The following is a 9,288-nucleotide window of genomic DNA, read 5'->3' on the forward strand; positions in this document are numbered from 1 at the left end:
ACTATTTCGGCGCAACCCAACGGCAACACCCTCAAATCAAGCGCAATTTTTCTGGGAATCGGGTGGAACGGGCCGAGGCACACCAGGGGCGTGCCGCCGGCACTGGACTGTTGGGGAGGCTTGCCTGTAAGCCTATCCGGTCGGCCGACACGCCCGCTTCGAGGCGGCGATGCCGGCCGGCGCGACGCCCAGGACCAGGGCGAAGCGACGCCCCGTCACGAGCAACAACCATGGATCAGCGTATGTTCAAGACCACCAAGAAAGACAAGATCTCGACCCTTATCATCCGTCAGATCCGCGAGGCCATCCTGCAAGGCGAGATCAAGCCCGGCGAAGCGCTGCCCCCGGAAAAGGATCTTGTCCAGCAGTTTGGCGTGAGCAAACACACCCTGCGGGAAGCCCTGCGCACGCTGGAAGGCATGGGGCTCATCGACATCCGGCGGGGAGCCGGCGGCGGTCCGGTGGTCACCGAAGTCAATCTGGAGACCACCCGGGACTTTCTGCAAAGCTTTTTCCACTTCCAAAACATCTCCATCCGCGACCTGTCGGAAGTGCGCAAAATCATCGAACCTTACCTGGCCCGGCGCGCCGCCGAAACGTTTGACGCAAAGGACACCCGGGACCTGCTCGACCTCCACGAAGAATGCCAAAAGGTTTACCGGGAGGACAAGAATCTCGTCGGGGCAAAAGCGGAAATCAATTTTCACATCCTGCTGGCCCGAAAAACGGGCAATCCCATCCTGGTCATGATCCTGGATTTCGTGAACAGCTTGTTGACGGACGTCAAACACCACCTTAAGCCTGGCCGGTTGTTTTCCGAAAAAGTCCTGGGAGCCCACCAACACATCATCGATGCCATTGTGAGCAAAGACGGCGAAGTGGCATCCAAGGCCATGTATGACCATATCTGCCAAGTAGAGAAAGAGTTGGAGAAAGTCATGCAGGCTGCAGAATCGACTCCAAAGATTGCTGTGGACACCTCTGAAAAAGGTGACGGGAGTACGTCAGAAAAGCAATATGCGGAACATGATGTATAACGTCGAGATAGAAAATCTTTGTTTTTTGGTTTTATCCGGAGGGTGTCCCGAAAACTGTGTAAACCTCCACGAAAGGGCGAAGTTCCAGGAAGTTTACACAGCTTTCGCTACAGGCCAAAAATAAGAGGGCCTGCGAATCGTTTCACAGGCCCTTTGCTCGCCACATATTCCGGCAGCGCTAACCGATTGTCATGCACAGCCAGACGTCATCGGCCACGTTTGAGTTTACTTCACAAGCCCGGCTTTCTTCGCAAAAGGGTCCCACGCGGAATTGCGATGCGCGTCATACTCCGTGACGAGCTCAAGCCATTCGCCGACCTTATCCCCGTACAGGCGGGAGATGACGGCCAAAGTCATATCGATCCCCGCTGAGACACCGGAAGAGGTGACTATCGAACTGTCGTCCACCCAATGTGCTTTTTTAATCCATTTTACTTTTGGCCCTGGCTTGGTGGAGCTCTGAAATGCCATCTTGTTGGTCGTTGCCGGACGTCCGTCGAGGAGTCCCGACGCGGCCAACACCGAAGCGCCATTGCAAACGGACATGATGATTGGGGTCTTCCCGTTCTGGGCGCGCAGTCAGTTCAATGTCGCTTGGTCATCAAGGATGGCCCGTACTCCGGAAGCTTTACGCCGGCCGGTGAGGCAATAAGCGGCAACACGAACGCCGGACAGAATCTCGTGGTCTGGCGCAACAAGGTCTTTGGCCACGGCGTGTTCAAGGAGAACCGCTCCTGGTACGCCGAGCAGGTACTCGAACGCATCTCTACCTTGCATCTGATCTATCAAGGCCTCAAGCCTATCCTGGACAGCTGGGCTCTGCGCGAGGCCGACCCGAATAGAGACTTGATGGCGCGTTCCAGATAGACTGTATTCCACAGGATTATCGCTGTCATCACCAGATTGAGGCCGCTGGCGCGGTAGCGTTGGTTCTCGAAGCTGCGGTCGCGGATTTCGCCGAGCCGATTCAGGAACCCCGGTCGGTTTGCTTGGCCAGTTCAGCGAGTTGTTGTACGAGGTGCCGGTAATCAGCGGCAGCGAATGGTGTCAGGTTCAGCCATGTCTGCAATTCCAGCAGGTGCTCGCGTCTCGTCTCCGGGCGTTGCGCGTACTGCGGCCAGATGTCCGGCTCAATGTACAACTGGCTGCCGACGATATTTAGAAGTGATGCGGGAGGTTCCGCTTCACTTGGCAGGGCAAATCCAGGATGGCGCAGGTAGCACAACTGCACTGCGAAGCCGAGACGGTTGTGATTGCCGCGCCGCTGACGTATCGCCGAGAGGTCGGCTTCGGAGAAGGTGTAGTGCCGGATCAGTTCATCGTCTGTCGTGGGGAATGCCAGCAAGGTGTCCCGCTCGGCGGGCGTCAACAGACTGCGGCTCGGCATGGTCAGTCGTTCGTTTTGAGGTACTGGTAGAGGGTTTCGCGGCTGATGCCGAACTCGCGGGCGAGCGGCGCTTTCTTTTCGCCGGCAGTGGCACGACGCCGCAGTTCGAGCACCCGATCTGGCGCGAGCGCCTTCTTGCGCCCCCGGTAGGCACCTCGCTGTTTGGCGAGCGAGATGCCCTCGCGTTGCCGCTCTCGGATCAGGGCGCGTTCAAACTCGGCGAACGCCCCCATCACCGACAGCATTAGGTTAGCCATTGGTGAATCCTCGCCGGTGAAGCTCAGGCTTTCCTTCACGAACTCGATACGCACGCCACGCTGGGTAAGGCTGTGCACCAGGCGACGCAGGTCGTCCAGATTTCGCGCCAGGCGGTCCATGCTGTGCACCACCACCGTATCGCCCTCGCGCATGAAGGCGAGCAGCGCGTCGAGCTGTGGCCGTCGCGTGTCCTTACCCGACGCCTTGTCGGTGAACACCTTGTCCACCTGAACGTGTTCGAGCTGCCGTTCCGGGTTCTGGTCGAAACTGCTGACGCGGACGTAGCCGATGCGGTGCCCCTGCAAGATGCCTCCTGAGCCGAAAGTGTCAGGTAGAAATCTATAGCTTTGTGCGGAATCCGTCAAGAAATTGCAAATATAGATCTATTCTGACGCTTTCCAGTGAAGCCCTCTGGCATCTGGTTAGGGTCTACTCCAAATAGACATAATAAACCAAATAGTTCGATGAGGTCACTTGCGTGCGGTTCGACCCCGCGCGCGTTGAGCCACAGGCGAATAAGTTGAGTCCCGCAAGGTAGGAGTGAAGGGGCCTGCCAAAGGTAGGCCTACTTCACCTGTCCTGCCTTCGCGCACGCTGTCATTGTTTCGACCTTTTTTGTCAGCGACACTATCGGCTAGTATGGGCTTGAATGAGAGCGGTTCCGCTCACTTCTAATCGGATAAACTACTATCAGTTGACATTGGCTGCTAAAAGTGCGTAAAATGCGATAAAAAAACTCCAGGAGAGAATTATGGACAAATCAGGCCGCATTGCCCGATGCATGGGTCGTGTAGAATTTAGATCTTGTCAGATGGAGATTCTCGATATGCACAAAAAAGGGTACGCCAATAAGCACATCTACGACAAACTGGCAGCACAGGGGAAGTTGACATTGGCATACTCAACGTTTAATTTCCATCTTCGCAAACTATTGCAGACAAAAAATTCAAAATCGATAGAAATACAACCGGTTGATCGGAGGAAAATATTTGAAGTACCCCACAATACTGAATTGATCTAGTCATTATAAGTGTACGTCGGCTAGACCCAGCCCCCAAAAGGAGGAGTATCGGCTTGGATTCGTAGGGTACACTCCCGGGCGGACAAGTTCAGGCCGCTGCAACAGGCTTAGCGTACGATTTTTTCCGTTTCGTGAGCAGACCCCTAACCATTTGCAAAAGGCCACGCTCTCTAGGGAACTAGGTAGCGTGGCCTTTTTTGTGTTCTCTCCTTGAGTGTCTGTATAGTACGAAACAGACATCCTAAAAAGCGGGGCCCAAAACAGCCTTATTTTCGATTTTTTGGGCTTCCAATGAACATTGGGCTGCCTTTGGTAGAAAAAACGCTCTGGGGGGCTCCTGGGGCCGATCCTGGGGGGCTGGGGGCTTGCCCCCAGATAGCCCGTAGGGCGTCGCCTCTTTTGCGGATTGTCGATGACTACCCGCGTTGAAGTGCCTAAAAATCCTACCGGGGCAGTCTATTTTTTTGAACGGATCGCGCCCTTTTGGTGGTTTTAGTTTTGACCTGGCTGTCAGTGTAAGAAATCGTTGTGGGAGACCGTAGGATTGACGGGAAGGGTCCCCCCCCGTGTTGCGGGGGGTTGGGGGGGTTCCTTTAGGGCCGAAGGCCTGTTTCCCCCGCTGGCGGGGGGAGCGCCAACGGCGCGGGGGTGAGAATTTGGGCGACGCCTCGCGCGCGAAGATTATTTCTTTCTTATGATTATTCTTAATACGATTATCCCTCTCCGCTTAAATCCTTACAAGGCGGCTCCTGGCTGGGCTTTTCCGCGTGTTATCCGGCGCGAAAAAGGGGTGAGTGGCAACGGTACTGTGCGCGGAGGAAGGGGTGAGAAACAACGGTATATTGGGTTTTTTTGAGGGGTGAGTGACAACGGTAACCCCCAAAAAAGGGGTGAGAAACAACGGTAGCAAAAAGGGGTGAGAAACAACGGTACTCTTTGAAAAAGCTATTTTATTTCAATATGTTTCCTCAGTGTTTCAAAAAAGGGGTGAGAAACAACGGTAGCAAAAAAGGGGTGAGAAACAACGGTACTCTTTGAAAAAGCTATTTTATTTCAATATGTTTCCTCAGTGTTTCAAAAAAGGGGTGAGAGACAACGGTAGCAAAAAAGGGGTGAGAGACAACGGTACCCCCCCTAAGAGGCCAAGGAATTTTAATGCGTAATATGTCGGATTATAAAGATTTTACAAAAAAGGGGTGAGAGACAACGGTAAACCCAAGAGGTCCGACTGACACGTTTTTTACTTAAAAGGGGTGAGAAACAACGGTATCCCGTCTGACACTCCCTCCTCAGGGAGCTGGCTTCTACGAACGTCTAGCGTACGATTTTTGCCAAATCGTGTCCTGACCCCTTTTAGGGGTCAGTTTGGATATCGAAAATTATTGTACGTTAAGGCTATTTTTTGACCTTTCGACTTTAGCGGGTCTCAACCGACGAAACTTACCGGAAGCCGGTATCCGGTTGCTTTTCCAGATATAATCGCCTGTCAGGTTGATGTGCTCCCAGCCTAACGGCGACAAATGTGACAGCAGTTGTTCGTTGATCTTTAGTCCCTTACGCTTCAGGGCATCGATCGCCCTTTCCATATACACAGTATTCCACAGCGAGATCGCAGCCGTCAGAAGCGTCAGACCACTGGCGCGATAGCTCTGATTTTCCGGCTTTCTGTCCCTAATTTCTCCCAGCCGGTGCATAAATACCGCCCGCGCCAGTGCGTTACGTGCCTCGCCTTTATTCAGCCCCGCCTGTACTCGCCGACGCAGTGCAGGATCGCGGAACCAGTCGAGCATAAACAGCGTTCGCTCAATGCGGCCAATTTCTCGCAGTGCTTTAGCTAGTCCGTTTTGCTTGGGGTAGCTAGCTAGTTTTTTCAGCATCAGAGATGCTGTCACGGTACCCTGCTTTATCGAGGTCGCCAGACGTAGCACTTCACGCCAGTGAATTTCGATCTCTTTCAGATTCAGGCTGGTCGTTGATATCAGTGACTGAAGCGCCGGGTATTGGTCAGCTTTCCCTTTGATAAACAGCTTCTTGTCGTGGAGATCCCTGATTCGCGGACAGAACGCAAATCCCAGCAGATGCATCAGGGCAAAGACATGATCGGTGAAACCAGCTGTATCGGTGTAATGCTCCCTGATTTCTAGGTCGCTTTCGTGGTACAGCAAGCCATCGAGAACATGGGTTGAATCCCTGACCCGACTGATTATGCAGGTGTAAAACGGGCTGTATTGATCCGAAATATGGGTATAAAACTGACGTCCGGGCTCCTGCCCGTATTTCGGGTTAACCTGCCCTGCGTAGCGGCCTGAGCTGCCTGTTCTGAAATTCTGTCCATCTGATGATGACGTTGTCCCGTCGCCCCAGAATGCCGCCAGCGGCCTTTTCCCCTGCGCGTTTACCAGCTCTGCAAGGGCTGCTGAATAGGTTTCATCGCGGATGTACCATGCCTGAATATCTTCGAGTGATGATTTGGTGCTACCGGGGCAGGCTTCTGCCATTTTGGTCAGGCCAAGATTGATACCATCCGCAAGGATGGTGGTGAGGAGCAGGCGGGTATCGGGACGGGTAATGTCATTTTTTATATGCGAAAAATGTCGGGTAAACGTCGTCCAGCTGTTTACCTCATCGAGAATTTCCGTGATTTTAGGGCGCGGTAGCATGCTGTAAACCAGCTCTGCCAGCGGTGAAACCTGCGCCGGAACGCTGTTGTCCAGCGGAGAGACTTTTACGCCCTTGTCAGATATTTCCACATCGGGCAGTTCACCAAGGGCAGCCATGGCATTGACCTCTTCAAGCCTGGACTGAAGCAGGGTCATGCGGCTGGTAATGTACTCATGAAAATCAGCAGATACGGGCAATGGCAGCGCCGATGTGAGTTTGTCAAAGTCCTTTTCGGGAATGAGGTAAGGGCCTGTAACGAAATCTGTGTAAACCTCCACTAAGGGGCGAAAGCCCCAGGAGGTTTCCGTGCTGATCAACCGTGACGAACTGACCAGGAAGGTGCTCGAGGGAGAGATCACCAGCCTGGACGACCTCAATGCCGTTCTCCGTTCGATGATCAAGGACGTGGTCGAAACGGCCATGGGAGCCGAAATGACCGGCTTCCTCGGCTACGACCGCTATCAAACACCCGCCAGCGATCCCGGCAACCGTCGCAACGGCTACAGCCAGAAAGAGCTTGCTTCGAAGGTCGGGCCCATCGTCATTGATGTGCCCCGGGACCGAAAATCCGAGTTCGCGCCGGCTATCGTCAAGAAGCGCCACAAGGACATCGGCGGCTTCGAGGAACTCATCCTTTCCATGTATGCCAAGGGGATGAGCACCCGCGATATCCAGTACCACGTCAAGGAAATCTACAACCACGACATCTCGCCCGAGACGGTCAGCCGCATCACTGATGCCGTCATTGACAAGGCCAAGGAATGGCAGAATCGGCCATTGGAGCCGATTTACGCTATCGTGTTCATGGACGCGCTGTTTCTCAAGCTCCGGGTGGATGGCCGGGTCACAAACGTGGCTGCGTACCTGATGGTCGGCATCGACCTGGAGGGGAAAAAGGAGTGTCTGGGCATTTGGCTTGGGCAGAGTGAATCAGCCAAGTATTGGCTCAGCGTGCTCAATGAGTTCAAAAACCGGGGCGTGAACGATGTGCTGATTTTCGCCGTGGACGGGCTGACCGGCTTCCCCGAAGCCATCAGGGCCGTGTATCCCCAGGCCGAGATCCAGCGTTGCCTTGTCCACCAGGTCCGGAATTCGCTGGCGCAGATGGCCTGGAAGGACCGCAAGGAAGTTGCCACCTGTCTGCGCTCGATTTACACCGCACCCACCGAGGAGGCGGGCCTCATGGCGCTGACCCAGTTCGAGGAAGCCTGGGGGCGGAAGTATCCCCAGGTTGTGCTGTCCTGGAAGCGTCATTGGACAGAACTGGCAACTTTTTTCAATTATCCCGAAGCAGTGCGGCGGCTGATTTACACCACCAACCCCATTGAGAGTCTCAACAGCCGGGTAAGAAAGACCGTGAAAGGGAAAAGCGTTTTCCCGACGGAGATCGCCCTGTTTAAGGCGTTGTATCTGGCGGTTGCTGAAGCCGAGAAACGGTGGACGATGAAGACAAGGAACTGGCCAGAGATCATGGCCCAGCTCTCAATCTTCTTCCAGGACAGGCTTCAGGGATATCTCTGCTAAACCATCAACCAGGGGCGTTTACACAGTTTTTGGGACACTCCCTGAGGTAATCATCAAAATTTTTGTAGCGGCGTGAACCTTTAACCCAGATGTCCCCGGAGCGCAACGCCCCCTTAAGCTCGCTGAGCGCACAAAATTCATAGTACTGCCGGTCAATACCTGCAGGTGTAATTACCACCTTGCGCCAGCTTTCGGGGACAAACTCCAGCGGCGCTGTCGCCGGAACTTTACGTGACTGTTTCCGGTACATATCCTTAATCACAACCAGCGCATCAGCCAGAGGTTGCGCTGCCGGGGTTGCGACTAACTGTAAAGCGGACAACATGCGCGGGGCATATTTCCGTAATGTGCTGTATTTCTCAGTAATAATATGCAGCGGGTCAAAATTATTTTTTCTGGCGAGATGACGTGTTTCCTCCAGACTGGCGACAAATTCAGGCCATGGGAGTATGTTTTCTATTGCGAGCCATGGATCGCCACCGGAATCGCGGGCATCAGACAGCGCCTGACCGACATCGATGTACTGCCTCAGTTTTGACTGGATCAGCTTTCCGGTCTGCTGAAGGCGCTCAGCCTGTGTTCTTTTGGCTTTGCTGAAAAGGCTGTTCAGCATTCGCTCATGCAACTCAATCACTTCATCTGTCAGTGTGGCTCTGGCTTCTTCCAGCACGCACACCAGGATCGCATGACGCCGGGCTGCTGAAAATCGGGTCAAATCCCGGCTGCTCATCCTTCGGCCTTCCCGCGCCAGTTTCAGCAACCGGTTCTGGTGAATGGTACGATCTATACCTTCCGGTAATGCCAGCGATTCAATGCTACTGAGCCGATCAAGATGTTGCAGCACGTTCTTACCATTGATTTTACCCGGAGGTTGCAGAAGCCAAGTCAACCTGGAAGACTGATTACCCGATGACTCAAGTAAACGATCCAGAGCATCCCTGTGAGCCTGAGTTAACGGGGCATTCAGGGTCTGAAACACGATTTTATCGCCGCCTGCCATGGCCTCAGCACAGGTACGCTCCACGACATCAATCGCGGGGATTATCACGTTGTTCTGCCGGATGATCGGCGACAATTACTCCTGAGCATCAGCGACAATTAGAATTGTGCATCCACCTCCCCTTGGAGGCTGGCGGCTGTCTCCCCCCGGGAAAGATGGTAGCCAGCTGAAATGATAACGGATGCGCAGGTGAGAAAGCTGATGCGAGAGAAGACCAAAACAGGGCTGACCGGAATAGCCGGGCTCAAGGCCGGCATGAGCCGCAATACGGCGGCAAAGTATCTCAAGGAAGGCAGACTCCCCTCTGAAATGAAGGAGGTACGGGACTGGCGAACACGGCCTGACCCCTTCCTGAATCATTGGGCGGAAATAGAAGCGCGTCTCACGGCGGACCCAGCGC

6 protein-coding genes and 5 pseudogenes are annotated in these 9,288 nt (G+C 54.1%); 5 read left to right on the forward strand and 6 right to left on the reverse strand.

Annotated features, from left to right (window positions below; genetic code table 11):
• Nucleotides 1-242: 242 nt before the first annotated feature.
• Nucleotides 243-1,037 (forward strand): FadR/GntR family transcriptional regulator, encoded by a 795-nt coding sequence (locus tag Q368_RS0121420; RefSeq protein ID WP_084158930.1) that lies wholly within the window; start codon nt 243-245, stop codon nt 1,035-1,037.
• Nucleotides 1,038-1,262: 225 nt separating this feature from the next.
• Here the strand turns inward: Q368_RS0121420 and Q368_RS25040 are convergent, their stop codons facing one another.
• Nucleotides 1,263-1,616, reverse strand: coding sequence for a DJ-1/PfpI family protein (locus Q368_RS25040; RefSeq protein ID WP_342665721.1), 354 nt, complete (start codon nt 1,614-1,616; stop codon nt 1,263-1,265).
• A gap of 15 nt (nt 1,617-1,631) precedes the next feature.
• On the opposite strand from Q368_RS25040, the gene Q368_RS25995 reads away from it, so the two are divergent.
• Nucleotides 1,632-1,904, forward strand: coding sequence for a hypothetical protein (locus tag Q368_RS25995; RefSeq protein ID WP_156955814.1), 273 nt, complete (start codon nt 1,632-1,634; stop codon nt 1,902-1,904).
• On the opposite strand, the pseudogene Q368_RS27475 reads toward Q368_RS25995, so the two are convergent.
• The 3 genes and pseudogenes from Q368_RS27475 to Q368_RS0121440 form a co-directional block, all read right to left on the reverse strand.
• Nucleotides 1,877-2,020, reverse strand: a pseudogene (locus Q368_RS27475) (Tn3 family transposase); the annotation flags it as partial. The gene Q368_RS25995 and the pseudogene Q368_RS27475 sit on opposite strands and share 28 nt — an antisense overlap.
• A pseudogene (locus Q368_RS0121435) lies at nt 2,011-2,424 on the reverse strand (DUF4158 domain-containing protein); the annotation flags it as partial. The pseudogenes Q368_RS0121435 and Q368_RS27475, both read right to left, overlap by 10 nt.
• Nucleotides 2,425-2,426: 2 nt before the next feature.
• Nucleotides 2,427-2,987 (reverse strand): recombinase family protein, encoded by a 561-nt coding sequence (locus tag Q368_RS0121440; RefSeq protein ID WP_029461082.1) that lies wholly within the window; start codon nt 2,985-2,987, stop codon nt 2,427-2,429.
• Between the two features lie 446 nt (nt 2,988-3,433).
• Between Q368_RS0121440 and Q368_RS25050 the strand changes: the two genes are divergently transcribed.
• Nucleotides 3,434-3,703 (forward strand): TraK family protein, encoded by a 270-nt coding sequence (locus tag Q368_RS25050; protein WP_084158932.1) that lies wholly within the window; start codon nt 3,434-3,436, stop codon nt 3,701-3,703.
• Nucleotides 3,704-5,082: 1,379 nt separating this feature from the next.
• On the opposite strand, the pseudogene Q368_RS0121445 reads toward Q368_RS25050, so the two are convergent.
• A pseudogene (locus tag Q368_RS0121445) lies at nt 5,083-6,609 on the reverse strand (Tn3 family transposase); the annotation flags it as partial.
• 61 nt (nt 6,610-6,670) lie between these two features.
• Here Q368_RS0121445 and Q368_RS0121450 point away from each other — a divergent pair.
• The gene (locus Q368_RS0121450) at nt 6,671-7,888 is read left to right on the forward strand and encodes an IS256 family transposase (protein ID WP_029461084.1); all 1,218 of its coding nucleotides are present in this window, start codon (nt 6,671-6,673) and stop codon (nt 7,886-7,888) included.
• A 43-nt stretch (nt 7,889-7,931) separates the two neighbouring features.
• Here Q368_RS0121450 and Q368_RS0121455 read toward each other — a convergent pair.
• Nucleotides 7,932-8,951, reverse strand: a pseudogene (locus Q368_RS0121455) (Tn3 family transposase); the annotation flags it as partial.
• A 126-nt stretch (nt 8,952-9,077) separates the two neighbouring features.
• Between Q368_RS0121455 and Q368_RS26795 the strand changes: the two are divergent.
• Nucleotides 9,078-9,288, forward strand: a pseudogene (locus Q368_RS26795) (hypothetical protein); the annotation flags it as partial.

It is taken from the genome of Solidesulfovibrio alcoholivorans DSM 5433, from assembly GCF_000702665.1.
Classification (GTDB): Bacteria; Desulfobacterota; Desulfovibrionia; order Desulfovibrionales; family Desulfovibrionaceae; genus Solidesulfovibrio; species Solidesulfovibrio alcoholivorans.